General features: G+C 73.7%; 33 protein-coding genes. 16 read left to right on the plus strand and 17 right to left on the minus strand.

Annotated elements, in window-relative coordinates; all coding sequences use genetic code 11:
• Positions 1-77: 77 nt before the first annotated feature.
• The 4 genes from AB6N24_RS14390 to AB6N24_RS14405 all read left to right on the plus strand — a co-directional run bounded on the left by AB6N24_RS14390 (position 78) and on the right by AB6N24_RS14405 (position 3,430).
• Entirely contained in the window at positions 78-215 is a 138-nt protein-coding gene (locus tag AB6N24_RS14390) for a hypothetical protein (RefSeq protein ID WP_412870073.1), read from the plus strand.
• A 227-nt stretch (positions 216-442) separates the two neighbouring features.
• Entirely contained in the window at positions 443-1,510 is a 1,068-nt protein-coding gene (locus AB6N24_RS14395) for a hypothetical protein (RefSeq protein ID WP_412870074.1), read from the plus strand.
• Complete coding sequence (locus AB6N24_RS14400; protein ID WP_412870075.1) at positions 1,494-2,768, plus strand: sensor histidine kinase; 1,275 nt, start codon at positions 1,494-1,496, stop codon at positions 2,766-2,768. Before AB6N24_RS14395 ends, AB6N24_RS14400 begins: the two co-directional genes overlap by 17 nt.
• Complete coding sequence (locus AB6N24_RS14405) at positions 2,765-3,430, plus strand: response regulator (protein WP_412870076.1); 666 nt, start codon at positions 2,765-2,767, stop codon at positions 3,428-3,430. Before AB6N24_RS14400 ends, AB6N24_RS14405 begins: the two co-directional genes overlap by 4 nt.
• 96 nt (positions 3,431-3,526) lie before the next feature.
• On the opposite strand, the gene AB6N24_RS14410 is transcribed toward AB6N24_RS14405, so the two are convergent.
• From AB6N24_RS14410 to AB6N24_RS14430, 5 genes are all read right to left on the minus strand, one after another.
• A complete protein-coding gene (locus AB6N24_RS14410) occupies positions 3,527-3,961 on the minus strand; it encodes a heat shock protein transcriptional repressor HspR (protein WP_412870077.1) in 435 nt (144 codons plus the stop codon).
• Positions 3,962-3,966: 5 nt separating this feature from the next.
• A complete protein-coding gene (locus tag AB6N24_RS14415; protein ID WP_412870078.1) occupies positions 3,967-4,956 on the minus strand; it encodes a DnaJ C-terminal domain-containing protein in 990 nt (329 codons plus the stop codon).
• Between the two features lie 28 nt (positions 4,957-4,984).
• A complete protein-coding gene (gene grpE, locus AB6N24_RS14420) occupies positions 4,985-5,644 on the minus strand; it encodes a nucleotide exchange factor GrpE (RefSeq protein ID WP_412870079.1) in 660 nt (219 codons plus the stop codon).
• On the minus strand, positions 5,641-7,500 hold the full coding sequence (gene dnaK, locus AB6N24_RS14425) for a molecular chaperone DnaK (RefSeq protein ID WP_412870080.1): 1,860 nt from the start codon (positions 7,498-7,500) through the stop codon (positions 5,641-5,643). Before dnaK ends, grpE begins: the two co-directional genes overlap by 4 nt.
• Positions 7,501-7,951: 451 nt before the next feature.
• Entirely contained in the window at positions 7,952-8,578 is a 627-nt protein-coding gene (locus AB6N24_RS14430; protein WP_412870081.1) for a TetR/AcrR family transcriptional regulator, read from the minus strand.
• A 108-nt stretch (positions 8,579-8,686) separates the two neighbouring features.
• Between AB6N24_RS14430 and AB6N24_RS14435 the strand changes: the two genes are divergently transcribed.
• Positions 8,687-9,229, plus strand: coding sequence for a dihydrofolate reductase family protein (locus tag AB6N24_RS14435; RefSeq protein WP_412870082.1), 543 nt, complete (start codon positions 8,687-8,689; stop codon positions 9,227-9,229).
• 211 nt (positions 9,230-9,440) lie between these two features.
• Here AB6N24_RS14435 and AB6N24_RS14440 read toward each other — a convergent pair whose 3' ends face one another.
• Positions 9,441-10,403, minus strand: coding sequence for a helix-turn-helix transcriptional regulator (locus tag AB6N24_RS14440; protein ID WP_412870083.1), 963 nt, complete (start codon positions 10,401-10,403; stop codon positions 9,441-9,443).
• A gap of 63 nt (positions 10,404-10,466) precedes the next feature.
• On the opposite strand from AB6N24_RS14440, the gene AB6N24_RS14445 reads away from it, so the two are divergent.
• From AB6N24_RS14445 to AB6N24_RS14460, 4 genes are all read left to right on the plus strand, one after another.
• On the plus strand, positions 10,467-11,612 hold the full coding sequence (locus AB6N24_RS14445) for an epoxide hydrolase family protein (protein WP_412870084.1): 1,146 nt from the start codon (positions 10,467-10,469) through the stop codon (positions 11,610-11,612).
• A gap of 366 nt (positions 11,613-11,978) precedes the next feature.
• Positions 11,979-12,728, plus strand: coding sequence for an alpha/beta hydrolase (locus AB6N24_RS14450; protein ID WP_412870085.1), 750 nt, complete (start codon positions 11,979-11,981; stop codon positions 12,726-12,728).
• A gap of 161 nt (positions 12,729-12,889) precedes the next feature.
• Positions 12,890-13,429 (plus strand): GNAT family N-acetyltransferase, encoded by a 540-nt coding sequence (locus tag AB6N24_RS14455; RefSeq protein ID WP_412870086.1) that lies wholly within the window; start codon positions 12,890-12,892, stop codon positions 13,427-13,429.
• 186 nt (positions 13,430-13,615) lie between these two features.
• Positions 13,616-13,954, plus strand: a complete 339-nt coding sequence (locus AB6N24_RS14460) for a DUF3140 domain-containing protein (protein WP_412870087.1) — start codon at positions 13,616-13,618, stop codon at positions 13,952-13,954.
• Positions 13,955-13,981: 27 nt separating this feature from the next.
• Here the strand turns inward: AB6N24_RS14460 and AB6N24_RS14465 are convergent, their stop codons facing one another.
• From AB6N24_RS14465 to AB6N24_RS14475, 3 genes are read right to left on the minus strand one after another with little or no spacing between them, the layout of a single operon-like run.
• On the minus strand, positions 13,982-14,683 hold the full coding sequence (locus tag AB6N24_RS14465; protein ID WP_412870088.1) for a BUD32 family EKC/KEOPS complex subunit: 702 nt from the start codon (positions 14,681-14,683) through the stop codon (positions 13,982-13,984).
• A 24-nt stretch (positions 14,684-14,707) separates the two neighbouring features.
• Positions 14,708-14,995, minus strand: coding sequence for a hypothetical protein (locus tag AB6N24_RS14470; RefSeq protein ID WP_412870089.1), 288 nt, complete (start codon positions 14,993-14,995; stop codon positions 14,708-14,710).
• Positions 14,996-15,042: 47 nt separating this feature from the next.
• Entirely contained in the window at positions 15,043-15,744 is a 702-nt protein-coding gene (locus AB6N24_RS14475) for a TetR/AcrR family transcriptional regulator (protein WP_412870090.1), read from the minus strand.
• Positions 15,745-15,840: 96 nt separating this feature from the next.
• Between AB6N24_RS14475 and AB6N24_RS14480 the strand changes: the two genes are divergently transcribed.
• The 3 genes from AB6N24_RS14480 to AB6N24_RS14490 all read left to right on the plus strand — a co-directional run bounded on the left by AB6N24_RS14480 (position 15,841) and on the right by AB6N24_RS14490 (position 17,469).
• The gene (locus AB6N24_RS14480) at positions 15,841-16,284 is read left to right on the plus strand and encodes a hypothetical protein (RefSeq protein WP_412870091.1); all 444 of its coding nucleotides are present in this window, start codon (positions 15,841-15,843) and stop codon (positions 16,282-16,284) included.
• A gap of 121 nt (positions 16,285-16,405) precedes the next feature.
• The gene (locus tag AB6N24_RS14485; protein ID WP_412870092.1) at positions 16,406-16,972 is read left to right on the plus strand and encodes a dihydrofolate reductase family protein; all 567 of its coding nucleotides are present in this window, start codon (positions 16,406-16,408) and stop codon (positions 16,970-16,972) included.
• Positions 16,973-17,109: 137 nt separating this feature from the next.
• Positions 17,110-17,469: a hypothetical protein gene (locus tag AB6N24_RS14490; protein WP_412870093.1), complete on the plus strand. Its 360-nt coding sequence runs from the start codon at positions 17,110-17,112 to the stop codon at positions 17,467-17,469.
• Here the strand turns inward: AB6N24_RS14490 and AB6N24_RS14495 are convergent.
• The gene (locus AB6N24_RS14495; protein ID WP_412870094.1) at positions 17,411-18,100 is read right to left on the minus strand and encodes an SDR family oxidoreductase; all 690 of its coding nucleotides are present in this window, start codon (positions 18,098-18,100) and stop codon (positions 17,411-17,413) included. The genes AB6N24_RS14490 and AB6N24_RS14495 overlap by 59 nt on opposite strands.
• Before the next feature lie 64 nt (positions 18,101-18,164).
• On the opposite strand from AB6N24_RS14495, the gene AB6N24_RS14500 reads away from it, so the two are divergent.
• Positions 18,165-18,575, plus strand: a complete 411-nt coding sequence (locus tag AB6N24_RS14500) for a MerR family transcriptional regulator (RefSeq protein WP_412870095.1) — start codon at positions 18,165-18,167, stop codon at positions 18,573-18,575.
• A gap of 27 nt (positions 18,576-18,602) precedes the next feature.
• Here the strand turns inward: AB6N24_RS14500 and AB6N24_RS14505 are convergent, their stop codons facing one another.
• Positions 18,603-19,382: a class I SAM-dependent methyltransferase gene (locus tag AB6N24_RS14505; protein ID WP_412870096.1), complete on the minus strand. Its 780-nt coding sequence runs from the start codon at positions 19,380-19,382 to the stop codon at positions 18,603-18,605.
• A gap of 186 nt (positions 19,383-19,568) precedes the next feature.
• On the opposite strand from AB6N24_RS14505, the gene AB6N24_RS14510 reads away from it, so the two are divergent.
• From AB6N24_RS14510 to AB6N24_RS14520, 3 genes are all read left to right on the plus strand, one after another.
• A complete protein-coding gene (locus tag AB6N24_RS14510; RefSeq protein WP_412870097.1) occupies positions 19,569-21,212 on the plus strand; it encodes a cellulase family glycosylhydrolase in 1,644 nt (547 codons plus the stop codon).
• A 169-nt stretch (positions 21,213-21,381) separates the two neighbouring features.
• On the plus strand, positions 21,382-21,741 hold the full coding sequence (locus AB6N24_RS14515; RefSeq protein WP_412870098.1) for a VOC family protein: 360 nt from the start codon (positions 21,382-21,384) through the stop codon (positions 21,739-21,741).
• A gap of 249 nt (positions 21,742-21,990) precedes the next feature.
• The gene (locus AB6N24_RS14520) at positions 21,991-22,677 is read left to right on the plus strand and encodes an HAD family hydrolase (RefSeq protein ID WP_412870099.1); all 687 of its coding nucleotides are present in this window, start codon (positions 21,991-21,993) and stop codon (positions 22,675-22,677) included.
• A gap of 25 nt (positions 22,678-22,702) precedes the next feature.
• Here the strand turns inward: AB6N24_RS14520 and AB6N24_RS14525 are convergent, their stop codons facing one another.
• From AB6N24_RS14525 to AB6N24_RS14550, 6 genes are all read right to left on the minus strand, one after another.
• Entirely contained in the window at positions 22,703-23,203 is a 501-nt protein-coding gene (locus AB6N24_RS14525; RefSeq protein WP_412870100.1) for a YbaK/EbsC family protein, read from the minus strand.
• A 118-nt stretch (positions 23,204-23,321) separates the two neighbouring features.
• Positions 23,322-23,708 (minus strand): type II toxin-antitoxin system VapC family toxin, encoded by a 387-nt coding sequence (locus AB6N24_RS14530; RefSeq protein ID WP_412870105.1) that lies wholly within the window; start codon positions 23,706-23,708, stop codon positions 23,322-23,324.
• A 9-nt stretch (positions 23,709-23,717) separates the two neighbouring features.
• Complete coding sequence (locus AB6N24_RS14535) at positions 23,718-23,942, minus strand: type II toxin-antitoxin system Phd/YefM family antitoxin (RefSeq protein WP_412870101.1); 225 nt, start codon at positions 23,940-23,942, stop codon at positions 23,718-23,720.
• Positions 23,943-23,988: 46 nt separating this feature from the next.
• Positions 23,989-24,675 carry a 4a-hydroxytetrahydrobiopterin dehydratase gene (locus AB6N24_RS14540; protein WP_412870102.1) on the minus strand — a complete coding sequence of 229 codons (687 nt, stop codon included), beginning with the start codon at positions 24,673-24,675 and terminating at the stop codon, positions 23,989-23,991.
• A 174-nt stretch (positions 24,676-24,849) separates the two neighbouring features.
• A complete protein-coding gene (locus AB6N24_RS14545; protein ID WP_412870103.1) occupies positions 24,850-25,821 on the minus strand; it encodes a cold-shock protein in 972 nt (323 codons plus the stop codon).
• A 76-nt stretch (positions 25,822-25,897) separates the two neighbouring features.
• Positions 25,898-26,587 (minus strand): hypothetical protein (locus tag AB6N24_RS14550; RefSeq protein WP_412870104.1); only part of this gene is annotated, 690 nt, incomplete at its 5' end.

A 26,587-nucleotide genomic window follows, 5' to 3' on the forward strand; every position in this document is an offset into this window, starting at 1 on the left:
CCCCCCCCCCCCCCCCCCCCCCCCCACCCCCCCTTCTGCTCGACCATTACTGAATACGCCATCAAGGTGACGGTCTCGTGGGATCGGAGATGTGTATTAGAGTCAGCACCGGCCTCGACGTGGGGGCCGTCGCCGGGGCGGCCATGGTGCTCATGATCGCGGGCGCCGCCGCACTCGTCGTCTCCCACCGGCGCCGGCTCCGCGCCCAGCGCTGAGCCCGACGCCGGGGCACCGCGGGGGTCGGCCACGGCCGGCTCCCGCGGTGCGGTGCCGGCGGACCCGTCCGGTCGGGGGCTGTGGCGCGGGGCGCCGTGCGGCGTCGGGCGGTGCCGTCGTGCCGTCGCACGCACGCCCCGCCGGCGCGGACCTCACCCGGCAGGGGGAGGCCGGCTCCCCGCGGCGGAGGACGACCGGCGCGGCCACGGGCTCCGACGATGGCCGCATGAGACCCGAGCCCCCGCCCCGCACCACCCCGCCCGCCCCCGGCGGCCCGGTCGCGACCCCGACCGGCACGGGTCCGCGCCCCCCGCGCCCCCCGCGCCGCCCATCCGAGGTCGCGCGCGCCGTGACGGCGCAGCTGCGCGCCGCCCTGGCTGACGCCGCACCCACCTCCGGCTACCAGCGCGCGCTCTACCTCGGCGGTCTGGTGCTCCTCGGCTCCGCCGTCGTGCACGCGGCGGTGTGGCTGGTCGACGGCAGCGCCTGGGACGGGGCGGTGTCGTGGCGCAAGCCCATGACGTTCGGCTTCTCCTTCGGCCTCCTGCTCCTCTCGTGCGGCTGGATCCAGGGCACCCTGCCGCGCTCGCGGGCCTGGGGCTGGTCGGTCACGGTGCTGGTCGCGGGCGGCTCGCTCCTGGAGGTCGGGCTCATCACCGTCCAGCGGTGGCGCGGCGTGCCGTCGCACTTCAACGACGCGACCCCGCTGGACGCCCTGGTGTTCACGGTGATGGCGGCCGCGATCGGGACGGCCCTGCTCGGCGTGGTCGTGCTCGGGGTGTGGGCGGCCCTGCGCCTGCGCGGGCCCGCCCCGGTCGTCGTGGCCGTCGCCGTCGGGCTCACCGTCACGATGGTCGGAGGCGCGATCGGCGGCGACATGATCGCGCGCGGGCTGGAGCTCACCGAGACGCACGGCACGGTGCCCGGCGTGGTCCTGGTGGGAGCGGCGGGCTCGGCGAAGCTCGCGCACGCGGTGTCCCTGCACGGGCTGCAGGTGCTCGGGCTGCTGGCCCTCCTGCTCGGGCGTTCCGGGCTCACCCCCCGGGGCCGCGCGCGCGCGATGCTGGCGGCTGCGGGCGGGTACACGGCGCTGACCGCGCTCGTCGTCGCCCAGGCGTACGCCGGACGCGCCCTCACGGATCTGCCGGTGGCGACGGCCGTCGGGCTCGCCCTGGCCGCCACCGCCGTCGTCGTTCCCTTCGTTCTGGCGGTGCGGGATGCTGGTGCCCGACCTGTTCCGCTCCGGCTGACCGCGGACGACGACCGCGAGGGAACCCATGCGCACCGGCTCTGAGGCCGCGACCGAGACCGACGAGGTCGGGCCCCGCCCACCCCGTCCCGCAGGCACGGTCGCGCGGACGGCGACGCTCCGGGACGCCGTCGCCCGGACGCTGGCGGCCCGCCCGGCCCCACGCACGCGGGTGCTCCTGTGGGACGGTGCCCTCGCCGTCGTGCTCGGCACGATGCTCGTCGGCGAGGCGGTCGCGGAGACCGGGGGCTCGCCGGGGGCGATCGTCCTCGCGGGCACGATCGGGGGGTCCCTCGCCTTCCGACGCCGGTTCCCGCTCGGGTCGTACCTCGTGAGCTGTGCCGCGCTGCTGCTCCTCGCCGCGCGCTTCTACGACGCCGGCCTGTACCCCTACCCCAACGCGATCGGCCTGTACTCCGCCGCCGCGTACGCCGGCCGGTGGCGCGCGGCCGTCGCGCTCGTGGCCGGCCTCGCCGGCGTCATCTTCTACTGGACGCTCGTGCCGTCGTCCGACATCCCGTGGCTGCCCGGTGCCCTCGTGGGCGCGTGGGCGCTCGCCTGGGTGGCGGGGCGGGCCGAGGTCCAGCGCCGGCGCTCCGCCGCCGAGGCCCTCGAGCGGCTCGCCGAGCAGGAGCGACTCCGGGAGGCGGACCGGGCCCGCGCGGTGGCGCAGGAGCGGGAGCGCCTGGCCGCGGACGTCCACGACATCGTCGGCCACGCCCTCAACGTCATGGTGCTCCAGGCCGGGGCCAGCCGGCGGCTGCTCGATCGTAACCCCGTGGCCAGCGCCGACGCCCTCGCGGTCGTGGAGAGCGTCGGCAGGGAGGCGCTCGCGGAGCTCGACGGCGCGCTCGAGCTCCTCGACACGGCACCGACCCGCCGGCCGGGCCGCGGGGTGGAGGACCTCGGGGAGCTCGTCGAGCGGTTCGTCGCCGCCGGTCTGGCGGTGCACCTCACCGTGACCGGCGGGCCGCGCGAGCTCCCGGCTCCGGTCGCCGTCGCCGTGCACCGCGTCGTCCAGGAGGCGCTCACGAACGTCGCGAAGCACGCCGGCGGGGCGCGGACCGAGGTCGAGGTCGCGTACGGCGACGACGAGGTGCGCGTCCGCGTGCAGGACGACGGTGCGCGGGTGGGCTCGGCGACGGGCGGGCCGCCGCGCGGGTCGAGCGCGGACCGGGCCGGGACCGGGCGCGGCGTCCGCGGCATCCGCGAACGGGTCGCCGCCCTCGGGGGGGCCGCGCAGATCGGCCCCGACCCGTGCGGGGGCTGGGCCGTGCGCTGCACGCTGCGGACCGACCGGTGATCCGGGTCGCGCTGGTCGACGACGACCACCTCGTGCGCAGCGGCGTCCGGATGATCCTGGAGAGCGTCGACGACATCGTGGTCGTCGCGGAGTCCCCCGACGGCCCGGCGGGCCTGCGCGCGATCGAGCGTGAGCGGCCCGACGTCGCGCTCGTCGACATCCGCATGCCGCGGATGGACGGCATCGAGGTGACGGACCGGCTCGCCACGTCGGCGCCGTCGACCCGCGTGGTCATCCTCACCACGTTCGAGCGCGACGAGTACGTCGTCGACGCGATCCGTGCCGGGGCCTCGGGGTTCCTGCTCAAGCGCACGCCACCCGAGGGCCTGATCGACGCGGTGCGGGTCGTCGCGTCCGGGGACGCGCTGCTGTCGCCCTCGGTCACGCGCCGGCTGATCCAGGCGTTCGCGCGCACCCCGGCGCCCGGGGCCGAGCACCCGGCGCTCGCCACGCTGACCGACCGCGAGCGCGAGGTGCTCCTCGCGATGGCGTCCGGGGCGTCGAACGCGGAGATCGCGGGCCGGCTCTACGTCTCCGAGGAGACGGTCCGCACCCACGTGAAGCACCTGCACCGCAAGCTCGGGCTGCGCGACCGCGCCCAGGCGGTCGTGCTCGCCTACGAGTCGGGGCTCGTGACGCCCGGCGGCCCGCGCCCCGCCTGAGCACCGACGCACGGCGCGGAGGCTCCGTCGGGCCGGTCAGGTCGCGCGCCGGATCCGTCGCGCCGCCAGGTCAGCGCGACGGCTCCGTCGTGCCGGTCAGCGCGGCGTCGGCTGCCAGAGCACGAGGGCGCCGGGCGTCGAGGTGAGCTCGCCGCGCACGGTGCGCGTGCCCGGCGGCCGCTGCCCCGGGCGGACCGCGACGACGTCACCCGACGGCGCGGCGGTGAACACCCGGCGGCCCGGTTCGGTGAACGCGCGCAGGTACTCGACCTGCCTCTGGAGCCGGTCCACCTGCTGCTCGAGCTCGAGGATGCGCTTGATGCCCGCGAGGTTGACGCCCTCGTCCTGCGAGAGCCGCTGCACCTCGCGGAGCGTCGCGATGTCGCGCAGCGAGTACCGCCGGCCCCGACCGCGCGTGCGCCCGGGCGAGACGAGGCCGAGCCGGTCGTACTGGCGGAGCGTCTGCGGGTGCATGCCCGCGAGCTCGGCCGCGACCGAGATCACGTAGACCTGCGCGTCCTCGGAGACCATCGGCCTCACTCCCGGGCGCGCGCCAGCAGGTCGGCGCGCGGGTTCTCGCCCGACGTGGCGACGCCGAACGCCATGACGGCCTCCCGCGCCGCACCCGTGAGGCGCTGCGGGACGACGACCTGGACGGTCACGAGCAGGTCGCCCGTGCCGGACGGCGTCGTGACGCCCTTGCCCTTGACGCGCAGGGTGCGCCCCGACGGCGTGCCCTCGGGGACCTTGACCCGCACGGTGCTGCCGTCGAGCGTCGGCACGTCGACCTGCGCGCCGAGCGCGGCCTCGTCGAACGCGACGGGGACGGTGACGCGGACGTTGCTGCCCTCGAGCGCGAACACGGGGTGCGGGGTCACGCGGACGGTGACGACGAGGTCGCCCGCCGGTCCGCCCTGCTCCCCCGGCCGCCCCTTGCCGCGCAGCCGGATCTTCTGCCCGTCCTTGACGCCCGCGGGGATGCGCGCGTTGACGACGCGACCCTCGACGTCGAGCGAGACCGTCGAGCCGGTCGCCGCCTGGCGGAACGGCAGCGTCGTGACCGCCGAGAGGTCGGCGCCCTGGCGCGGCCCGCGCGACGGCGAGAACCCGCCGCCGCCGGCACCGCCGCCGAAGAGCCCGCCGAGCAGGTCCTCGAAGTTCGTGCCGCCGGGCGCGCCACCGGTCTGCTGGAAGCGGACGCGCTGGCCCTGCGTCGCGCCCCCGAACATCCCGCCGAACAGGTCCTCGAACCCGGCGGAGCCGCCGGCGCCCGGCGCGAACCGGGCGCCGCCGGCCATCGCGCGCAGCTGGTCGTACTGCGCGCGCTGCTCCGTGTCGGAGAGCACGGCGTACGCCTCCCCGACCTCCTTGAACTTCGCCTCCGCGCGCGCGTCACCCGGGTTGTGGTCCGGGTGCATGTTGCGCGCGAGCTTGCGGTACGCCTTCTTGATCGTCGCGGCGTCCGCGTCCTTGGGGACGCCGAGCACGGCGTAGAAGTCCTTCTCGAGCCAGTCCTGGCCGGTCACGGCGCCTCCCTTCCTCGTCTGCGGACGCTCAGGCGTCCGGGTCGATCACGGCGACGCGCACGGGCCGCAGCACGCGCTCGCCGATGCGGTACCCCGGCTGGAGCACCGTGCCGACCGTCGGCTCGGTGACGTCCGCCGAGTGCGAGTGCATGAGCGCCTCGTGCACCGTCGGGTCGAACACCTCGCCCTCGGCACCGAACCGCTCGATCTTGAACCGCGCGAGCGTCGACTCGAGCTTCTCGGCGATCGACAGGAACGGACCCTGCAGGTCGCCGTGCTGCCGGGCGAGCGCGATGTCGTCGAGGACCCCGATGAGGGCCTCCGCGACGTCGGCGACACCCTGCTCGCGTGCGACGAGGGCCTCGGCCTTCGAGCGCTTCACGTAGCCCGAGTACTGCTGCTCGAGGTTGTAGTAGGCCGCGTTGCGCCGCTGCAGCTCGTCGAGCCGCTCCGCCGCGAGGGCCTCGGCCGCCGCGACGGCGCCCGTGTCGGGCGTCTCGAAGTCGAGGTGCGCGACGGGGTCGTCGGAACCTGCGTCGGCAGCGGCGGCCTCGGCCTCCTCGGCCGGGGTCGGCTCCCGCAGCAGGCCCGTCTCCGGGTCGATGCGGCGCTTGTCGGTGAACCGGGGGGCGCCCTCCGCGGGGTCGGGCTCGCCCGACCCCGCGTGGCGTGCGTTCTCGTTCGTCACTTGCGCTCGTCCTCGTCCACGATCTCGGCGTCGACGACGTCCTCGTCCGCCGGAGCGTCACCCGCAGGCGCTCCCTCGGCCGGGGCGCCCTGGGCGTCTGCGGCGGCGTTCGAGGCGTAGATCGCCTCGCCGATCTTCTGGCTGACGGTCGCGAGGTTGGCCTGCTTGGCCTTGACCTCGTCGAGGTCGGTGCCCTCGAGCGCGGTCTTCAGCTCCGTGATCGCGGCCTTGACCTCGGTCGAGACGTCCTCGGAGACCTTGTCCGCGTTGTCGGCGAGCACCTTCTCGGTCGAGTAGACGAGCTGCTCGGCGGAGTTGCGGGTCTCGGCCTCCTCGCGGCGGGCCTTGTCCTCGGCGGCGTGCGCCTCGGCCTCCTTGACCATGCGGTCGATCTCGTCCTTCGGCAGCGCCGAGCCGCCGGTGATCGTCATCGACTGCTCCTTGTTCGTGCCGCGGTCCTTCGCGGACACGTGCACGATGCCGTTCGCGTCGATGTCGAACGTGACCTCGATCTGCGGGACGCCGCGCGGCGCCGGCGCGATGCCGGTCAGCTCGAACGTGCCCAGCGGCTTGTTGTCCCGCGCGAACTCGCGCTCGCCCTGGAACACCTGGATCAGCACGGACGGCTGGTTGTCGTCGGCCGTCGAGAAGATCTCGCTGCGCTTGGTCGGGATGGCCGTGTTGCGCTCGATGAGCTTGGTCATCACCCCGCCCTTGGTCTCGATGCCGAGGCTCAGGGGCGTGACGTCGATGAGCAGGACGTCCTTGCGCTCACCCTTGATGACACCGGCCTGCAGCGCGGCGCCCACGGCGACGACCTCGTCCGGGTTGACGCCCTTGTTGGGCTCCTTGCCACCGGTGAGCTCGCGCACCACGTCCGCCACGGCGGGCATGCGGGTCGAGCCGCCGACGAGGACCACGTGGTCGATGTCGGAGAGCTTGATGCCCGCGTCGCGGATGACGGCCTGGAACGGCGCCTTGGTCCGCTCGAGCAGGTCCGCGGTCATCTGCTGGAACTGCGCGCGGGTCAGCTTTTCGTCGAGGTGGATCGGGCCGTTCTCGCTCATCGACAGGTACTGCATCGAGATGTTGGTGCTCGTCGCGGAGGAGAGCTCCTTCTTCGCCTGCTCGGCGGCCTCGCGCAGACGCTGCAGCGCGATCTTGTCCTTCGACAGGTCGACGCCCGAGGAGTTCTTCACCTGCTTGATGAGGTGCTCGACGATGCGGTTGTCCCAGTCGTCGCCACCGAGGCGGTTGTCACCGGAGGTCGCGCGGACCTCGATCGTGGAGAAGTCGTCGTCCTTGCCCACCTCGAGGAGGGACACGTCGAACGTGCCGCCACCGAGGTCGAAGACGAGGATGAGCTCGTCCTCCTTGCCCTTGTCGAGCCCGTACGCGAGGGCCGCGGCCGTCGGCTCGTTGACGATGCGCAGGACGTTGAGGCCCGCGATCTGGCCGGCGTCCTTGGTCGCCTGGCGCTCGGCGTCGTTGAAGTAGGCGGGGACCGTGATGACCGCGTCGGTCACCGGCTCGCCCAGGTACTCCTCGGCGTCGCGCTTGAGCTTGCCGAGCACGCGCGCGGAGATCTCCTGCGCGGAGTACTTCTTGTCGTCGATCCCGACCGACCAGTCCGTGCCCATGTGGCGCTTGACGGAGGAGATCGTGCGGTCGACGTTGGTGACGGCCTGGCGCTTGGCGACCTCGCCGACCAGCACCTCACCCGTCTTGGAGAAGGCGACCACCGACGGCGTCGTGCGGGCGCCCTCGGCGTTCGCGATGACGGTGGGCTCGCCACCCTCGAGGACGGCGACCACCGAGTTGGTGGTACCCAGGTCGATCCCGACTGCTCGTGCCATGTGCGTGTGCCTCTTCCTTCGGTGGTCCTGCTGCTGCGTGCGTGTCGTGCTCGCGACAGGTGGCGCCGTCCGGACTGCTGCCTGCGCTCGATGGCGCAGGCGGGTGGGCGGCGGGCCGTCTTGAGCCTGCTGCGCTCAAGTCTGCGCCGCGGCGGAGTGGTGCGCAAGTCCGCGGCGATGAGATTGAGCCTGTCAGACTCAACTTCCGAGTCCGCGATGTTGTTCCCTGCACGCACCGTCAGGCCGCGGCCGGGCGACCACCCCCGATCCCTCGGCGAGGCGCGCTTGAGGCCCCGGGAGGACGCGAGATCCCTCGGCAGGAGAAGAAGGACCGCGCTGCGTGCGCGTGTGGGTTCGCATCCGACCTGTCACGTTCGGGTTCGGGCTGTCGCCGTCGCGCGCATCCTCGAGATCGTGCGTGCCGACGGGTCTCGCGCCGGGGAACGGTCGATCAGTCGCCCGCCGCGTAGCGGGCAGCGATCGTCCTGGCCGCCTCATCGATCGCACGGAGCCGTTCCTCCTGGGTGATGGACCAGGAGCCGTGCACGAGCCCGGGCCAGAACACGGCGGAGGCGATCAGTCCGAGAAACTGTGTCGCCGCCACCTCGAGATCGTCGATGTCGGCGACACCCGCCGCGTCTGCCTCGCGGAGGTAGTGCCGGAGCGCCCTCAGCACGGAGAGCGTGCCGAAGTCGAACGTGCGTTCCTGCAGCTCGGGGAAGCGGGGGAGCTCCGCGATGATCGTCCGCATCAGCCCCGCGACCCGGGGGCGAGCGAGCAGGTCGGCATAGGCGCGCCCGAGCTGGACCAGCCCGGCTCGGAAGTCCTCGGAGGGCAGCTCGCCGAGCTCGGCGTCGGGGATCCCGGCGGCTTCGAGCACCGTCGCCTCGAAGAGCTGCGACTTCGTGGGGAACTGCTTGAACAGCGTCGCCTTGGAGACGCCGGCGACCTCGGCGACTCGCGCCAACGAGGTCCCGTCGAACCCGGCCTCGAGGAAGAGCCCGGCGGCGGCGTCCAGGATCGCCTCCCGGTTCCGCGCCCGGACCTCACGGTGGTAGTCGGGGAGCCGGGAGGTCATTGCCGCAGTCTGCCACGAGGTGAGTCGCTTGACTCACCTCGGCGGTGATGCCACTCTCGACAGAGGTGAGCCGACCGACTCACCACTGGAACTGGCAGGAGCGAAGCGATGGCGACCGTGTTCATTCACGCGACGGTGACTCTGGACGGGTACATGGCCGACGTCGGGGGAGGCGTCGACTGGATGTCCGACGTTCCCACGGTCGCTGAGGACCAAGCCGTCGTGACGACGGTGACGGACCGCATCGGCGCCGTCGTCGGCGGTGCCAACAAGAGCCAGACCATCGACGACGGCGAAGAGCCCTACGGGGGGACGCTGAGGGTCCCGGTGTATCTCATGACACGCTCGGAGAACGAGCCGATCGTCAAGGACGGGACGACCTACACCTTCGTGGTCGACGACATCGCGCTCGCCGTCGCGGCCGCGAAGAAGGCGGCGGGCGACAAGTGGGTCAGCCTCCTGGGTGGCAGCATCTCGCGGCAGTGCCTGCGACTCGGGCTCGTCGACGAGATCCACCTCCATGTCGTGCCGCTGCTTCTCGGTGACGGCATCCCCTTGTTCGCCGGCCTCGGGCAGCGCGTCGACCTCGAACGCGTCGAGACGTCGGGGTTCTCGGGCGAAGCCCATCTTCGCTATCGAGTCCTCCGCTGACCACGCGGCTCCCGCGTGGTGCGCCGACCCGGGCGGCACGAGGCGCGAGCACGTGCCAGCACCAGCCGTCCCGAGCTCCGGCGGCACAGGCCCCGCGGGGCCGATCGATCGCCGAGGGGCGTCGCCGCTCTCGCCCGACCGCCTATGCCGTGACTCGCGCTGCCGCGTAGCAGGCGTCCGGCGCGTCCCTGCACCGTCAGCGCCGGAGCGTTCAGCCGGTGGCGGCGCCGTCGGCCGCCCGGCGGAACCTCGTCGCGAGGCGGTCGAACGCCCCCGCGAGCTCGTCCCCGTCGAGCACCTCGACGTCGGCGTCGAGCTGGGCGAGCCACAGCGCGAGCCCGTCCGGGTCGTCGGCGCCCAGCTCGAGACGGCACGTGGACTCGTCGACCACCTCGATGTCGAGCGGGATGGGGATCCGTGCCGCGACCTCGGCGGCGGGCGCATGCACGAGGACGCGGCTGCGGTACGTCCAGGACGCCGTGCTGACGCGGCCGACGACGAGCTCGACGGCGTCGTCCTCGGAGATCGCGCGCGGCGGGAACCGCGCACCCGTCGGTGCGTGAGGAGCCATCCGGTCGACGCGGAAGACCCGCCAGTCGTCACGGTCGAGATCCCAGGCGAGCAGGTACCAGAGCGGCCCCCAGCTCACCAGCCGTTGCGGCTCGACGTGGCGGGACCCTTCGCCGCCGCGCTTCTTCGTGTACCCGAACCGGAGGCGTTCGTGGCCGCGGACCGCGGCAGCGACAGCTCCGAGCACCGACAGGTCGAGTGACGGCTCCAGGCCCGGAACGGCGCTCGTCGCCTCGCGTACCGCCTGGACCCGCCGACGCAGCCTCGCGGGCAGCACCTGCTCGAGCTTCGCGAGCGCGGTGAGCGACGTCTCCTCGACCCCGGTCCTCCTGGTCGCCGCCACACCCAGCGCGACCGCGACGGCGACGGCCTCGTCGTCACCGAGCAGCAACGGCGGCATCGCCGTCCCGGCGGCCAGCCGGTACCCGCCCGCGACACCCGGGCGCGCGTCCACCGGGTAGCCCAGCGACCTCAGCCTGACGACGTCGGCGCGCACGGTCCTCGTGCTGACACCGAGCCGGGCGGACAGCTCCGCGCTCGTCCAGTCGGGCTTGAGCTGGAGCAACGACAGGAGCTCGAGCAGGCGAGCCGAGGTCTCCAGCACGAGACCCAGGATGCCCGAGATCGCGGAAGCTGGCTCGCCGCATTGCCTGGGAACGTCGGGGGCATGGACAACCGCCACACGCTCGTGCCGTTCCGCATCGACATTCCCCAGGCGGAGATCGACGACCTGCGCCACCGGCTCGCACGCACGCGCTGGCCGATCTGCACGCCCGGGCGGGTCGATCGCACCGACTTCAGCCGCGGCATCCCGCTGGCCTACCTGAAGGAGCTCGCCGAGTACTGGCGCGACGGGTTCGACTGGCGCGCGCAGGAGACGGAGCTCAACGCGTACGACCAGGTCACGACGGTCGTCGACGGGCAGACGTTCCACGTCGTCCACGCACGCTCCGCCCACCCGCAGGCCACCGCGCTGATCCTGAACCACGGCTGGCCCGGCTCGTTCGTCGAGTACCAGCGGCTCATCCCTCTGCTGACCGACCAGTTCCACGTGATCATCCCGTCCCCGCCCGGTTTCGGGTTCTCCACCCCGCTGTCGGGGACCGGCTGGGAGCTGGCGCGGACCGTGGAGGCCTACGCCGAGATCATGACGCGACTCGGCTACGAGAGGTTCGGGGCCCACGGCACCGACATCGGCTCGGGCACCACCGGCCTCCTCGCCGCGCGTCACCCCGAGCGTGTCATCGGCACGCACATCGGATGCGAGTCCCGGCTGCTCGCGATGGTCGGCGAGAAGTTCCCCTATCCCGACGGCCTGTCCGGTGACGAGATCGCACGGATCGAGGCCGTGCGCACCGAGGCTGCAGCCGACCGCGGCTACCTGGAGATGCAGAACCACCGTCCCGACACGATCGCCGCAGCCCTCACCGACTCGCCCGTCGCCCAGCTCGCGTGGATCGTCGAGAAGTTCAAGACCAGGGCCGTCGGCGACTCCCGCACGCCGGACGAGTCGGTCGACCGCGACCAGCTCCTCACCAACGTCAGCCTGTACTGGTTCACCCGCAGCGGAGCGTCGAGCGCGCAGCTCTACTACGAGGGTGAGCACTCCGGGATCGACTACTTCGCGACGAGCCACAGCGTGCCGTCCGGGTGGGCCGTGTTCGACTCCCACCCCCTCGTGCGTCGCGCGATGGACCCGTGGAAGGCGATCGGCCACTGGAGCGAGTTCACCGCGGGCGGTCACTTCCCCGCGATGGACGCGACGGAGCTGCTCGCGGACGACATCCGCAGGTTCTTCAGCGGCATCTCCTGACACCGCGACGGGGCCGGCCGGCAGGTGGACCCATCCGAGCCCGGCCGGACGAGCCGGCCTGTTGCGACGGCATGTCGAGGTGCTCGAGGACAAGCAGGCGTCCCTCACGCACGATGGAGCAGACGACCTTCTCCTTCACGGGACCCGGTCCTACCTGAGCAGGCTGGAGGCCGAATCGAAGGGACGACCCCGCCGTGGCCGCCAGAGCCCAGGTGGGTCGCCAGCCGTCGCGTGTCGTGCATCCAGGAGGTCGCCGTGACTCGGGTGGGCCGGTCCGAGCGGGTGCCGCGGAGCCCCGCGCGCCGGGTGAGGCGCGCCCTCGCCGTGGTCCTCGCCTGTGCCCTGGTGCTGGTCACACTGGTGGTCGTGCTGCAGCGAGCGCTGATCTACTTCCCCGACCGGACCGATGCCGGCTCGGTCGCGGACCGGCTGCCGGGTGGACGGGACCTCACCCTGCGAACCGAGGACGGCCTCGAGCTGACGGCGTGGCTCGTCCCGCCGAGCGGTGCGGACCGGGACGTCGCCGTCCTGTACCTGCCCGGCAACGGGGGCAACCGGCTCGGCCGGCTGGACGTGGCGCGGGAGATCGCGAGCCGGGGGTTCACGGTGCTCCTGCTGGAGTACCGGGGGTACGGCGGCAACCCGGGTCGGCCGAGCGAGGAGGGCCTGGCGCTCGACGCCCGTGCGGCGGCCGCTGCGCTCCGCGCGGAGGGGTTCGAGCCGGCCCGGACCCTGTACGTCGGGGAGTCGATCGGGACCGGCGTGGCGTCGCGGCTGGTCACCTCGGACCCGCCCGGCGGCGTGCTGCTGCGGTCACCGTTCACGTCGCTCGTCGACGTGGCGCGGGCGCAGCTTCCGTACCTGCCCGTCGGGCTGCTCCTGCGCGACCGGTTCCCGAGCGCGGAGCACCTGTCCGGCAGCGAGGTCCCGGTGCTGGTGCTGCACGGCACCGCCGACGACGTGGTGCCGTCCCGGCTCTCCGCCGCGCTCGCGTCGCAGGTGGGCAACCTGCAGGGCGAGGTCGTGGTGCCGGGCGCGGGGCACAACGACCGGATCTGGTTCGGCCCCTTCCTGGCCGACGCGGTCGTCGAGCTCGCGGACGCGGTCGTCGAGTAGGTCGGGGCGGTCGTCGCTCGGCGGAGCCCACCGCCGAGGGGTCGGACGACGTGGCGAGGAACGCGGCGTCCCCGGGGCGCCGGCGTCCCGTCACCAGGGTTCTTTATGGGCGGGTCGCCGGTCTGGCGTCGCTGCGCATGGAGGCCGTCGAGGTGATCACGGTGAGGCACCCGGTCGACGGCGCGCTGGTGCACGGGTTGGTCGCGTCGTTGGACGGGCTGTGGGAGCACGACTCGCGCCGGTTCGACGCCGTGGTCGCCCGGGACTGGCCGGCGACCGACGGTGCGGGGTACGTGGAGGCGGTTGCCGGCGACCCGGACGCGGTGCTGCTCGCGCTGCGGGTCGGCGGCGCGGTGCACGGCCACCTGGTCGGGCGGTTCGCCCCCGCGGACAGCTTCCGCCGGGTACCCGTCGCCGTGCTGGAGAGCATGCAGGTGTCGACGGCGCTCCGCGGCGCCGGCAGCGGCTCGGCGCTGCTCGGGGCGTTCGTCGGGTGGGCGCGAGGTCGCGGCACCCAGGCGCTGTCCGTGACCGCCACGGCGGCCAACGACGGCGCCCGGCGCTTCTCCGCGTCTCACGGGTTCACCGAGCAGTCGGTGACCTACCGCCGCTGGCTGGTCCCGCCGCCCGCCGGCGACGACACCGTGGTCCCGGACGCTGGGCTCGTCGCCCGAGGCTCGCGTGAGGATCTGGACACGTAGGCGACACCGGTCGTCGCAGTGTCGTCCGCTGGAGCGGGACCGCACGCGTTCACGTCGACCGAGCTCCTCCGCGGACCATGGCTCCGGCGCGCCGCGCGGGCGGCAGTGGTTCACCATCGGAGACGACGAGAGCGGCCCGGACCCGGGCGACACGTTCTCCACCGACGACCTCTGAGGAGCGGACGCATGGCAGGGACGAACGACGCGGTCGCCGAGATCTGGGACGACTGGCAGGCCGCGGTCACGATGACCCCCGCGGCGCTCGAGCGGTGGCTGGAGACCGAGGAGTCCCGGTCGGTCGGCGACACGGGCGGCGACGGCGAGTCGACGGGCCACCGGTCCGGGCGACGCATCGTCGAGATCCTGCGCACGAACAAGACGGAGCTCACGGCCGACGACGCCGCGCACATGCGGAAGGTCGTCGGGTACGTGCACCGGCACCTCGCGCAGCGGCCCGACGGCGACGTGACGGACACCCCGTGGCGGTGGTCGCTGATGAACTGGGGACACGACCCCCTCGCCTGACCGGGACGGGCGCGGCGACGCGATGCGCTAGGGGCCCGGGTACTGCGCGTGGACGTCGCCGTCGACGAGGCGCCAGCAGAAGTCGTTCATCCGGGCCGCGGCGGCGGCGTGCCGGTCGAGGATGCTCGCCACGGCCGGCGGCACGTCCCGCGGCGCGCGCCCGTCCGCCCACCGACGCACGTACGCGTTGCGGGCGACCGGAGCACCGCCGGCCGGCACCGGCACCCCGCACACCGTCGTGACGAGCCAGTTCACCAGTCGCATCGCCGCGTAGTCGACGTCGTGGTCGACGTTGCGCGCGACGAAGGCACGCTCGGGCTCGGACAGCTCGAACCGCGGCGAGGTGGCCAGCCCGAGGTCGACGAGGTAGATCCGCTCGTCGTCGGCGCGCATGTTGCCGAAGTGCCCGTCCAGGTGCAGCAGCTCGCGGCCCCGCAGGAACGCGACGGCCTCGAGGAGGTTTCGTTCGACGTCCTCGGCCCGAGCCACCGGGTCGCCCAGCCAGTCGGGCAGCCGACCGGGGAGGTGCTCGAGGAAGAGCACGAGGCTGGACCGTGCGTCAGCGAGCTCCTCGAAGCGGGCCCTCACCGCCGGGTCGCCGCCGAACCGCGCGACGACGGCGTCGACGTCCCGGTGCTCGTCGGCGACGGGCGGGCGGCCCGGCAGCACCCGCCCGTGGTGGAGCAGCGCGAAGCACTCGGACTCACCGGCGAGCACCCCGTCCGTCACGGTGAGGTTCGCGGCGAGCTCGCGCTACGCTCCGAACCCTGGGCCGGCGAGGGGGTGCATGCCGTACTGGCAGGCGGTCGGCAGGCCGAACAGGTTCGCCGTGCTGTGCGGGTGCGCGAGCTCCCGGTCGGTGATCGGGATGCGCTTCACGAACACCGGGGCACCGTCGACGTCGACCACCGAGGAGCCCCCGCCCACGCCGACGGCACCGTCGGACGCACGCCGGAGGAGCGCCGCCAGCTCGTCGTCGTCGCGGGCGGCGAGGGACCCGGAGACGCGGGAGTGGCGCTCCTGCCGGGCGGTGAGCGTCACGCCGTCCTGCCTCCGAGGCGTCCCGTACCCGGCCGCCGGCGAGCCCGTCACCGGGCCTGCGCGTCCGCCGCGACGACCACGCCCTCGACCTCCGCCTCCATCAGGAGGTCGGCGTCGAGCCCCATCGCGGCGAGGGCGCCGGTGATCTCGAGCGAGACGAGACCGTGGACGCGGGACCACGCCAGCACGGCGAGCCGCAGCGCGACCGGGGCGAGGTCGGCCGGAGCACCCACGGCCTGCGCCCAGCGTGACAGCGCCTCGTCGGCCGGAGGGTCGGCGCGCCCGGACGACGCGGCGATCTCGCCGAGCGCGGTGAGCACGGGGAGCATGCCGACGTTGATCGCGGCGACGCCCGCCGGGAGGTCCGGCACGTCGCGCGAGCGGTCGGAGAAGAGCATCGTGTACCGGCGCGGGTGGGCCAGCGCCCACGCGCGGTACGTGGTGAGCGCGACGCGGACGCGCGTCCCGGGTTCGTCGCCCGACGCCCGCTCCACGGCGTCCGCGACCGTCGATCCGAGGTCCGCGTACGCGTCGACCACGAGCGCCGACAGCAGCGCCTCGCGCGACGGGAAGTAACGGTAGAGCGCCGGCGGTGTCATGCCCATGCCCTTGCCGACGGACGCGATGGTGACGTCGTGGGCGCCGTCGGTGTCGACCAGGTCGAACGCGCGCTGCTTGATCTCGTCGGCCGTCTGCCGCCGGAGGCGTTCCCGGCGGGACAGGGAGTCACGTGCGTCGTCGGCTGGCACGCCCCGAGTGTAGAACCGTTGCCACCGTTACGGATCAGCACTATCGTTACGGCTCGTAACCACCGAGATGCGTCGTAGCGATCACCGGGAGCAGACATGAGCACGACAGCCGCAGCCGACCGGACCACAGCAACCGCCCTCCGCACCGACGTCGCCCCGGTCGGGCCTCGGCAGGACCGCATCGGTCGCGCGATCATGGCGCTCAACGCCGTCGCCGCCCTCGCGGCCTTCGCGAGCGGGCTCGTCATCACCGCCGGCGTCACGGACGACCGCCTCCTCAGCGAGATGTGGCGGACGCTCGCGTACCTGGTCTTCGCCGGGATCTGGACCGTGCTGGCCGTCAGCCCGCGCCGCCACCCGGGCCTGTGGGAGCTCCTGCTCCTGCACAAGGGCGCCGTCACCGTCTTCGCCTTCGTCATGTGGGACCGCCTGGCCGACGCGCCGGAGACGGCACTCGTCGACCTCGGCGTGACCGTCACGACGCTGGTCGCCTACGTGCTGTGCCGCGGCTGGCGCGCGTGGGGTCGGGAGCACGTGTGAACGGACGCACGCCGTGCGCGTGCACCCTGCCGTCGATGCGCGGCCCGGTCGCGCGCAGGGCCCCTTGCCGATCCCGCCGCGTCGCTGCCAGCCTGGAGCCCCCGTCCGGCCGGAGGCACTCATGGGCAAGCTGATCTACGCAGCCAACACCTCGCTCGACGGCTACCTGGAGGACGAGAGCGGCTCGTTCGACTGGTCGGAGCCGGACGAGGAGGTGCACGCTTTCTGGAACGAGCACGAGCGCGGCATCGGCACGTCGCTGTACGGCCGCCGCATGTACGAGACGATGCGCGTCTGGGAGACCGACGACTGGTTGGCGACGGAACCCGCCGTCGTCCGCGAGTACGCGGGGATCTGGCGCGACGCCGACAAGGTCGTGTACTCCACGACGCTCGACGCGGTGTCGACGGCGCGGACGCGGATCGAGCGCGAGTTCGACCCTGACGCGGTGCGACAGCTCAAGGAGGAGTCCGGCTCGGACCTGAGCGTCGGCGGCGCGACCCTCGGGCCCGAGGCGTTCCGGCACGGGCTCGTCGACGAGTGCGTGCTGCTCCCGTGCCCGGTGGTCGTGGGCGGCGGCAAGCCGGCGCTACCGCAGGGCGTCCGGCTCGACCTGGAGCTGCTGGACACCCGGCGGTTCGCCAACGGTGTGGTGTGCGTGCGCCACGCGGTGCGGAGCGCCACCTGACGCGACCGGCACCGGGTGGCGGACGCGGTCCGCTCCCTGTGCGCCCCTGCCGCCCGCCGTGCCGCACGGCGCGACGACGCCGACGGGGTGTCCCACGTCTCATAGCCGGGCCGCCGCGCAGGGTCCAGGCTGGAGCGGTGCCCGCACCCGACGCCCCGGACGAGCTCGCGGCGGCCCTGGCCCCGCTGTTCGTCCGGCACGACCCGCTGGAGCCGTGGCTGACCGAGAGCCACGCCGACGACACCTATTGGGACGGTGAAGCGCTCCTGCTCGCACATCGCCTCACGGCGGGCATGCACATCGATGAGGTGCGGACGGCCCTGCTCGCCGTCCTCGCCGAGAGCTTCCCCGGCGTGCGCGTCGGCGGCGGCACGCTGCGCGAGGACCACGTCGACCTGCTCACGTCGGCCTGCTGGCAGCTCATGGCTGCCCGGGGGCTCAGGCCGCGAGGAAGCGGTCGTAGAACGCACGGGGATCCTCGGCCAGCGAGGCCTTGACCATCGCGCTCCACTCGTCGACGACGACCTCCAGGTCGCCGGCCTCGACCGCGTCGAGCGTCCGGCGGACGACGACGGCCGGGTCGGTCTTGGGTCCCTGGAGCGCCTTGGCCATGTCGGTGTCTGCCAGACCCAGGTGGACCGACGTGACCTGCGTGCCCTGCCCGGCGAGCTCGAGGCGCAGGGCGTTGCTCATGTTCCAGTTCGCGGCCTTGGACACCGCGTACGCGCCGGCGCCGGGAGCGGCGAACCAGGACAGCGCGGAGGCGACGTTGACGATCGCCCCGCCGCCGTTGGCCGCCAGCACCGGAGCGAAGGCGCGGACCATCGACAGCGTGCCCCAGAAGTTGACGTCCAGCTCGGCGCGCACGCCGTCCAGGTCACCGAGCAGCGGCGAGCCGGTCGAGATCCCGGCGTTGTTGATCAGGAGGTCCACGTCACCCGCCAGCGCGGCGGCCGCGGCGACGGCGTCGGGGTCGGTGATGTCCAGGGCGAGGGGCCGGGTGCCGGGCAGGTCGAGGGTCTGCGGGTCGCGGGCGCCGGCGTAGACGGTGGCCCCCCGGGCGAGCAGCTCGAGGGCGAAGTGGCGACCGAGGCCGCGGTTGGCCCCGGTGACGAGTGCGGTTGTCATGGGCGGGACGCTATAACCTGACGTTGACGTCAGAGGCAAGTCCAGGGCGAGAGGCAGGGAACGGGTGCGCATCGGAGAGGTCGCCGCACGGGCCGGCGTGAGCGTGCGGGCGCTGCGGTACTACGAGGAGCAGGGGCTGCTCGGCTCCGAGCGCAGCGCCGGCGGGCAGCGCCACTACGCCCCCGAGGCGGTCGACCGGGTCCGGTTCATCCAGCACCTCTACGCCGCGGGGCTCGGCAGCAAGGCCGTGCTGGGGATCCTGCCGTGCATGGAGCGCGGCGTCCTCACCGACGAGATGCACGAGCGGCTCCTGGCCGAGCGCGCTCGCGTGCAGACCCAGCTCGACGAGCTGACCGCGACGCGCGACAAGCTCGACGACGTCATCCGGGTCGGACAGGCTCACCGCGCGGGTCGGGGCCCCGGAGCGCGCCGGGTGCCGGGCGCCCACGGGAGCGGCTGCGCGAACGCCTCCTGAGGCTCCGTCCGTGCGGACGGCGCCCGGTCACGGGTGGGCGGTGACCAGACGCATCGCACCCTCGTACTCGGCCTGCGCGCGCAGGTGTCCGTGCGCCTCGTCCCACGCGCCGCTGGCCAGGTCGGCCTCGAGGCGTTCGAGGCCGCGCTGCACGGCCGCGGGGTCGGCCAGCACGAAGCCCGAGGTGGCAGCGCGCACCTCGGGGCTCAGGAACGCCTCGGGCCGGGCGTAGAAAGCCTCTCCGAAGCCGTCGACGCAGTCGACGGGCACCGGCACGACGTCGACGCGCACGTCGGCCCCGCCGGAGGCGAGGATGCCGACGACCCGGTCGATGGTCGGGAACCGCGTCTGGTCGAGGTCGATGACCTCGGGGAAGTAGTCGGCCAGCCAGAACCGGTACAGGGCCGGGGCGTCGACGGTGAGGACGACGACCGGCCCGCGACTGACCCGCTGCATCTCGCGGAGCCCCTGCTCGACGTCGCTCCACTGGTGGATGGTCACCATGGCCATCGCCGCGTCGACGCTGTCGTCGTCGAAGGGCAGCCGCTCGGCCGTGGCGTCGACCGCCGGTGCCGCCGTCGCAGGGCGCTGAGCGCGCATCGTCGCCGACGGCTCGACCGCAAGCACGTACCGGTCGGCAGGCTCGTACGACCCGGCTCCCGCCCCGACGTTGAGCACCGTCCGGCTGCCACCGAGGGCGGCGTGCACCCTGGCCTCGATCCGGGGGTCGGTCGTGCGCAGGGCCGCGTAGTCCTGGCCGTGCCGCTCGTAGTCGACGTCGCCGGCTGGACGGTTTCGGGTGGTCACGGAGCCGATTGAACCACCGGCCTCGGCGCGCGCCCCAGAGGAATTCGGAGGAGACGTTCCTGAGAGAACCATCATCTAGTGAATCGATTCACGCCTCTGCTCCGCGCACGCTCGTCTGGTGGACTTGCCAGTCCTCGCCCGGCCGCCTGTCCCGCGGCCGCCCCCGTCCTGAGAGGGATCCCACCTGTGTTCTCACTACGCAAGGCGCTGACCGTCGCCGCGGCGGCCGCGGTCGCCGTCGCCGGTTCCGTCGTGGCCACCGCCCCGGCGAGCGCCGCCGCCGGCTGCCGCGTCGACTACGCGATCACGAACCAGTGGCAGAGCGGCTTCGGCGCCGACGTCCGGGTGACCAACCTGGGCGACCCCGTCAGCGGGTGGGAGCTGCGCTTCACCTTCGGCGCCGGCCAGACCGTGACCCAGCTGTGGAGCGGCGCCGTGACCCAGTCCGGTGCCGCGGTGACGGTGCGCAACGCCGCGTGGAACGGGTCGCTGGCCACCCACGGCACCGCGTCGTTCGGCTTCAACGGCACGTCCACCGGCACCAACCCCGTGCCGAGCGCGTTCACGCTCAACGGCGTCGCGTGCACCGGGGCGCCGGTCACGCCCACCAGCTCGCCGACCACGTCGCCGACGACCACGCCGACCCAGTCACCGCGGCCGACGACCACCCCCTCGCCGACGGCCACGCGAACGCCGACCCCCACGGCCACGCCCTCCCCCACGCCGTCGACCGGAGCGGTCACGGTCGACGCCGCGCAGCTCGTCGCCGGCATGGGCAAGGGCTGGAACCTCGGCAACCAGCTCGAGGCCAACGTCAACGGGATGCCCGACGAGACGGCGTGGGGGAACCCGGTCGTGACGGGCGCCCTCCTCGACCGGGTCAAGGCCGCCGGCTTCAGCACGGTCCGCGTCCCCGTGTCCTACCTGGGCAAGATCGGCTCCGCCCCCGGCTACACCGTCGACCCCGCGTGGCTCGACCGGGTCGAGCAGGTCGTGAAGCTGGCCTACGACCGCGGGATGTACGTCGTCATCAACATGCACGGCGACGGCTACAAGAGCGTCGGCGGCGCCTGGCTCATCTGCGACGCGTCCTCGCAGACGGCGATCAAGGACAAGTACCAGAAGGTCTGGCAGCAGGTGGCGTCGGAGCTCCAGGGCTTCGGCGGACGCCTCGTCTTCGAGTCCATGAACGAGAACTTCGACGGGCAGTACGGCGCCCCCACCCAGCCGTGCTACTCCAACATCAACGCGTACAACCAGGTCTTCGTCGACACCGTGCGCCGGACCGGCGGCAACAACGCCTCCCGGTGGCTGCTCGTGCCGGGCTGGAACACCAACATCGACTACACCGCCGGGAGCTACGGCTTCGTGGTGCCGACCGACCAGTACCGGTCGACGGCCGTCCCGAGCGCCGAGAAGCGCATCATGATCTCCGTCCACTACTACGATCCCTGGGACTTCGCCGGCACCGAGAGCGGCGCGACCACGCAGTGGGGCCCGAACGCGACGGACCCGGCGAAGAAGTCGACGTGGGGCCAGCAGGACTTCATGGACGCGCAGCTGAAGAAGATGCACGACACGTTCGCGGTCAAGGGGTACCCCGTGTTCGTGGGCGAGTACGGCTCGATCGACAAGACCGCGTTCGACCCGTCGAACAACCGGTACCGCGCCGACTACGCCCGCACCTTCGTCGCCACCGCGGCGAGGTACGGCGCCGTCACCGCCTACTGGGACAACGGGCACAACGGCCAGTACGGGTTCGCGCTGTTCGACCGGCGCAGCGCGACCGTGACCCAGCAGGGCATCATCGACGCGATCATGGGCCGCTGACGGCGGCGTGAGCGGTGCGCGTCGAGCGCACCTCGTGCAGGCGGGTTCGCGGCCGTCGCGGCCCTGACGTCGAGTCGGGGCCGCGACGGCCGCGCCGCGTCCGCCCGATCGCGCGGAAGCCGCTCCGCGAGGCCGGACGGCAGCGAGCATGGGGCCGGAGGTGGTCGCCATGACGACGCTGCGCCACGGGAAGATCTGCCACGTCGAGCTGCCCGCGGTCGACCCGCAGCGGTCGGCCGAGTTCTACGCCCGCGTCTTCGGCTGGACGGTGCGCTCGGCGCACGGCACCTGGTTCTTCGAGGACGCGGCCGACGAGGTCAGCGGCCACTGGGTCCCCCACCGGGAGCCGACCCCTCCCGGCGTGCTCGTCTACGTCTGGGTCGACGACCTCGCGGCGGCGGTCGAGCGCGTGACGGCCGAGGGGTGCGAGCTCGTCCAGCCCGTCGGCGAGGACCCGGGAGAGCTGACCGCCCGGTTCCGCGACCCCGGCGGGAGCGTCATGGGCCTGTATCAGGAGCCGACGGGCTGAGCGCACCGTCGCGCGGGTCCCCCGGCCCGGGCTGGTCGTCGACCGACCGAGGGCGACGCAGGTCCGGCCGGTCCGTACGCAGTCGCCGCGGCATCGCGGCGACGGAGCCCGGGGTCGTGTAGATCACGCCGCGACCCCAGACGGCAGCGCGCGCCCGTCACCGGCCGTCACCTGCCACGCTGAGGGCATGGACGACGAGGCCCCCCTGCGGACCCCGACTCGGCGGCCGTCGCGACGAGGACACCGCTCGTGATCGCGCTGCTCGACCTCGACGGCACGCTCGTCGACCGCTCGGCCGGCTTCGCCGCGTGGGCGCGGTCGTTCGCGGACCGGTGGTCGTTGCCCGACGGTGACCACGCCTGGCTCGGGCAGCTCGACCGGACGGTCACCCAGCGCCGGCAGTTCTTCGAGGGCGTCTCCCGGCGGTTCCCGCAGGCAGGACCGCCGGAGACGATCTGGCAGGGCTTCCGTGCGCAGATGCCGCTGCTGACGCCCGCCTTCCCCCACGTCCTCGAGCGGCTGGACGCCCTGCGGTCCGCCGGGTGGCGGCTGCTGGTCGTCACCAACGGGCGCACCGACAACCAGGTCGGCAAGCTCCGCCGGACCGGCATCGCGGACCGCGTCGACGGCTGGTGCGTCTCCGAGGAGGCGGGCGTCGCCAAGCCGGACCCGGCGATCTTCGCGGCAGCCCTGGCACGGCTCGGGGCGGCGGACGGCGAGGCCCGCTGGATGGTCGGGGACGACCCCGCCGCGGACATCGCCGGGGGTCGCGCCGCAGGCCTGCGCACGCACTGGGTCAGCCATGGCCGGCCGTGGCCGGTGCAGGACCTCCGACCGGAGCGGACCTCCGTGTCGCCGGGCGACGCCCTGGCACGGCTCGCGGGTGCACCTGAACGGGGGCGCGCGGGCGCCGACAGCCAGCCCGACGTGCCGTAGTCGTCACGGCTGATCGGCGACGCCGTCAGTCGGAGGCGGGGAGCGTGCTGACGTCGACCCACGTCGCGTGCGTCAGCGCCTCGAGCTGCTCGAGCGTCAGGCGGACGGCGCTCGAGCGGCTGCCCGCGGCGGGGTACACGGCGTCGTACGCCTGCAGCGACACGTCCGCGAACACCGGCAGCTCGGGCGGGTGGCCGAGGGGCCCGACGCCGCCGACCGGCTGCCCCGTGAGCTGCTCGGTCTCGTCGGCGCCGAGCATCCGGGGCTTGGCACCGAACCGGTCGCGGAACTTGCGGTTGTCCAGGCGGGCGTCGCCGCTCAGGACCAGCAGGAGGACGCTGTCCCCGGCGCGCACGGCGAGGGTCTTGGCGATCTGGCCGGGGCGCACGCCCAGCGCGGCCGCGGCGGCGGTGACGGTCGAGGTGTCCGCGTCCGGCACCAGGACGCTCACACCGGGCGCGTGCCGGTCGAGGAACTGCTGCGTGCGGGCCACGGCGGGCTGCGGGGTGCGGGACTGGGTGGTCACGGCTCCATCGTGCCGTGGACGCCGGACGTGCGGCCGGATCCGCGGGCGAGTCGCTCCCGGGCCGTGCCCGTGCGGGTCGGCGCGTCGGTCACGCACCGCGATCGGCTGGTGGGTCCCGTCACGCCGGGACGGTGGCGACCTGCGCGAAGGCGGTCAGCTCCGCGTCCCGGGTCACCAGCGTGACGTTCTCGATGATGGCCTGTGCCGCGAGGATCCGGTCGAACGGGTCGCGGTGGTCCCAGACCAGGGACCCCGCCAGGACCGCGTGCTGCGCAGTGATCGGCGGCTCGATCGCGCGCAGTTCACGCACACGCTGCCCCCACGCCTGGACGAGCGCTGCGAACTCGGCGGGGAGCCTGCCGAGCCGGGTCTTCGTCGCGACCTCCATCGCGGACGCCGCCGACACGACCAGCGTGCTGGCCGGGTCCGCGAGCGCGGCCCGGGTCGTCGGGTCGACCGTGCCCGGCTCGGCCAGCAGCCAGAGCACGACGTGCGTGTCGAGCAGACGTGCGGCTCACTCCCACTCCGCCAGCTCGTCCTCGCTCATTGGCTCGAAGAACGAGTCCGGCGCCGTCGGCAGCGTCATGATCCCGAACTGGCGTGGCGCGCTGCCGAGCGGGACGAGCTGGACGGCCGGGGTGCCGGCGCGCGCGATCTTCACGACCTCCCCCGACTCGGCACGAGCGAGGAGCGCCGACAGGTGCGCCTTGGCGTCCTGGGCGTTCACCACGGTGTCCATGAGCTTCAGTCTCGGCGGACCAGACCCTCCACACCAGGTCTCAGGTCTACGCGACGCAGACGACGCCCGTGTTCCCGTCCTGGTCGGCGATCACGGTGAGGGACGGCGCGTCGCTGTCGTCGACGACGGTGCCGCCAGCGGCGACGGCGGCGGCGATGCGCTGCTCCGCCACCTCGGCTGCCACGTAGACCTCGACGTGGAGGCGCTGACGCGCGGGCTCGCCCGCGTCGGCGTCACCGAACCACAGGTTCGGCACCCGTCCCGTGGCGTCGCGGACCTCGTCGCTCGGTGACCCCCGGCCCTGCGACGCGGCGTCGCCGGTCAGCAGGGCGGCCCACACCGGGGCGATGGTGCCGGGCTGCGCCGTGTCGAGCCCGAGCTCGACGACGCTGACGGAGGCCGGGTCGGCGGCGAGCCCGTGCTCGGCGGCGACGTCGGTGATCCGCCCCGCGAGGTCGAGGTCCTGCTGCGTCACCCACTCGACGACGTGCTCGGTACCGTCCTGCTGGCGGTAGACGGCGTCGGCGCTGACCAGCTTCAGGTCCACGAACCCCGGGCCGATCGCCACGCCCGGGTGGTGCCCGAGGGCGTCGCCCGCCTCGCCGACCGCCGCGACGAACCGCGCGGCGGCACCGAAGTCGTCGACCAGGTAGCGGGCGTGCAGCCCCTGGGCCAGCTTGCGCCAGTCGGCGAGCCCGGCCTCGGTGATCTCGTCACCGCTCAGCATGTCCACGTCCGCGGACCCCCTTCGACGACTCGCGTGCAGGTCTCGTGCTCGCCGCTCCGGCCGCGCCCTCGGTGTGGTCCCGGGTCGAGCGACCGTCGTGCGTGTCCCGCAACGGTGGTAGCGCGAGCTCCGCGGACGGGTCAAGCACCCTGCCCCAAGATGCGGTCGTCGCCCGCGCGCTCAGACCAGCTCGACGCGGTCGGCCTGGGGGCCGCGGTCGCTCTGCCGCACCGTGAACCGGACCCGGTCACCCGCCATCAGCACGTCGGCGCCGCGCACGACCGACACGTGCACGAACAGGTCCGCACCGCCCGCGTCGGGGGTGATGAAGCCGAACCCGCGGTCGGCGTCGTACCGCGCGACCACGCCCTCGCCGCCACGCACGGGGCCGGCCGAGGCCGACGGGCGCTCGGGCCGCCCGCGCTCCGGCCGGCCGCGCTCAGGCCGACCGCGGTCCGGCGCCGCCGTCGCACCCCGCTGCGTCGTGCCGCGGACGAGCTGCACGTTGCGGGCCTGCGGGCCCTTCTCGTTCGCGGCGATGTCGTAGGAGATCCGGTCGCCCTCGGTGAGCCCGGTCAGGCCGGCAGGGAGCGCCCGGACGTGCACGAACACGTCGTCGCCACCGATGTCGGGCGTGGCGAACCCGAACCCCTTGTCCACGTCGTACCAGGACACCGTGCCGTCCGCGCCGTCGGACGCGACGGCCCGCGGGGCTGCGTCGGGACCGAGCGGCAGCAGGTGGTCCGCCTGCGGCCCCCGCTCGCCGTCGACGATCAGGAACGCGACCCGCTGGCCCTCGGAGATGACGCCGCCGCCCACGATCGCGGAGCTGTGGACGAAGATCTCGGTGCCGCGGGTGTCCGGCGTGACGAAGCCGTACCCCTTGCCGGGCTCGTACCAGGTCACGGTGCCGAGCACGCCCAGCGCCGCGCCGGGGGCGTGGTCACCGGTCACGCGGACGCGGCGCGCCTGCGGGCCGCGGTCCCCCTCGCCGAGCTCGAACTCGACGACCTGGCCCTCGCGGAGCACGCGCGGGCCGTCGTCGTCGAGGATCTCGGACGCGTGCACGAACAGGTCCTCGCCCTCCTCCCCGAGGTCCAGGAAGCCGAAGCCCCGCTCGGCGTCGAACCAGCGGACGATTCCTTCGGGCACGGCGAACTCCTTGTCGAGCGACGGTTGCTGTCACCAGTGTCCCCGACCCGGCCGCGGGCCGGCGCGGTCCCGCGGCTCAGTCCAGCTCGCCCGAACGCTCGTCGGCCCGCCGGAACGTCTCCGCGTCGACCGCCTCGAGGCTGTCGAGGACCGCGAGCGCGTCGGCGTCCTCGAGCCCGTCGACCCGCCACTCGACGTCGCCCACCTGCACGAACAGGTAGGTGACCGCGTTGTCGTGGCGCAGGACGCGGCCGTGGTCTCCCCGGCCGACCTCCACGCACGTCGGGGTGGCGCCGATCGGGGTGCAGTCGGTCGGCCGCAGGCTGACGGACACGACGTAGTTCTCCTCGCGCTCCGGGTGACGCCCCCGACGCCACTGGATGTCGAGCGGGAGCTCGTGCTCCGGGTCCCACTCGGCGTGCGGCACCCGCGTCGACAGGTGCCGGTACCCCGGCAGGGGGCTGCGCAGGTCTCGGCCCTCGGTCAGCGGCAGGTCGTCGCCGAAGACGGCGAGGTCGGCGCGGTCCGCCAGCCCGGCCTGCCGCGCCTCCAGCGCAGCCCCGGCGGCGCCGACGGTCACGGCCCCGACCAGCAGGGCAGCGACCCAGCGCGCCCGCAGGTGGCCCGCGACGACGAGCGGCAGCACGATCGGCAGGCCCAGCAGCACGAGCGCGACGTACCGCCCGCCGCCCGTCCGGTCGCTCAGCACGGTGCCGAGGGCGAGCGCGGCCACGCCCGCGACGGCCGCGAGCGCCGGGCGCAGCCG

This window comes from Cellulomonas jepli (assembly GCF_047229345.1).
GTDB lineage: Bacteria > Actinomycetota > Actinomycetes > Actinomycetales > Cellulomonadaceae > Cellulomonas_A.

Excerpts from the sequence above, each read along its gene's own strand:
- AB6N24_RS14395 (WP_412870074.1), top strand. The coding sequence starts at position 443 with ATGAGACCCGAGCCCCCGCCCCGCACCACCCCGCCCGCCCCCGGCGGC.
- AB6N24_RS14400 (WP_412870075.1), top strand. The coding sequence starts at position 1,494 with ATGCGCACCGGCTCTGAGGCCGCGACCGAGACCGACGAGGTCGGGCCC.
- AB6N24_RS14410 (WP_412870077.1), bottom strand. The coding sequence starts at position 3,961 with ATGGTCTCCGAGGACGCGCAGGTCTACGTGATCTCGGTCGCGGCCGAG.
- dnaK (WP_412870080.1), bottom strand. The coding sequence starts at position 7,500 with ATGGCACGAGCAGTCGGGATCGACCTGGGTACCACCAACTCGGTGGTC.
- AB6N24_RS14430 (WP_412870081.1), bottom strand. The coding sequence starts at position 8,578 with ATGACCTCCCGGCTCCCCGACTACCACCGTGAGGTCCGGGCGCGGAAC.
- AB6N24_RS14435 (WP_412870082.1), top strand. The coding sequence starts at position 8,687 with ATGGCGACCGTGTTCATTCACGCGACGGTGACTCTGGACGGGTACATG.
- AB6N24_RS14445 (WP_412870084.1), top strand. The coding sequence starts at position 10,467 with ATGGACAACCGCCACACGCTCGTGCCGTTCCGCATCGACATTCCCCAG.
- AB6N24_RS14460 (WP_412870087.1), top strand. The coding sequence starts at position 13,616 with ATGGCAGGGACGAACGACGCGGTCGCCGAGATCTGGGACGACTGGCAG.
- AB6N24_RS14480 (WP_412870091.1), top strand. The coding sequence starts at position 15,841 with ATGAGCACGACAGCCGCAGCCGACCGGACCACAGCAACCGCCCTCCGC.
- AB6N24_RS14485 (WP_412870092.1), top strand. The coding sequence starts at position 16,406 with ATGGGCAAGCTGATCTACGCAGCCAACACCTCGCTCGACGGCTACCTG.
- AB6N24_RS14495 (WP_412870094.1), bottom strand. The coding sequence starts at position 18,100 with ATGACAACCGCACTCGTCACCGGGGCCAACCGCGGCCTCGGTCGCCAC.
- AB6N24_RS14515 (WP_412870098.1), top strand. The coding sequence starts at position 21,382 with ATGACGACGCTGCGCCACGGGAAGATCTGCCACGTCGAGCTGCCCGCG.
- AB6N24_RS14535 (WP_412870101.1), bottom strand. The coding sequence starts at position 23,942 with ATGGACACCGTGGTGAACGCCCAGGACGCCAAGGCGCACCTGTCGGCG.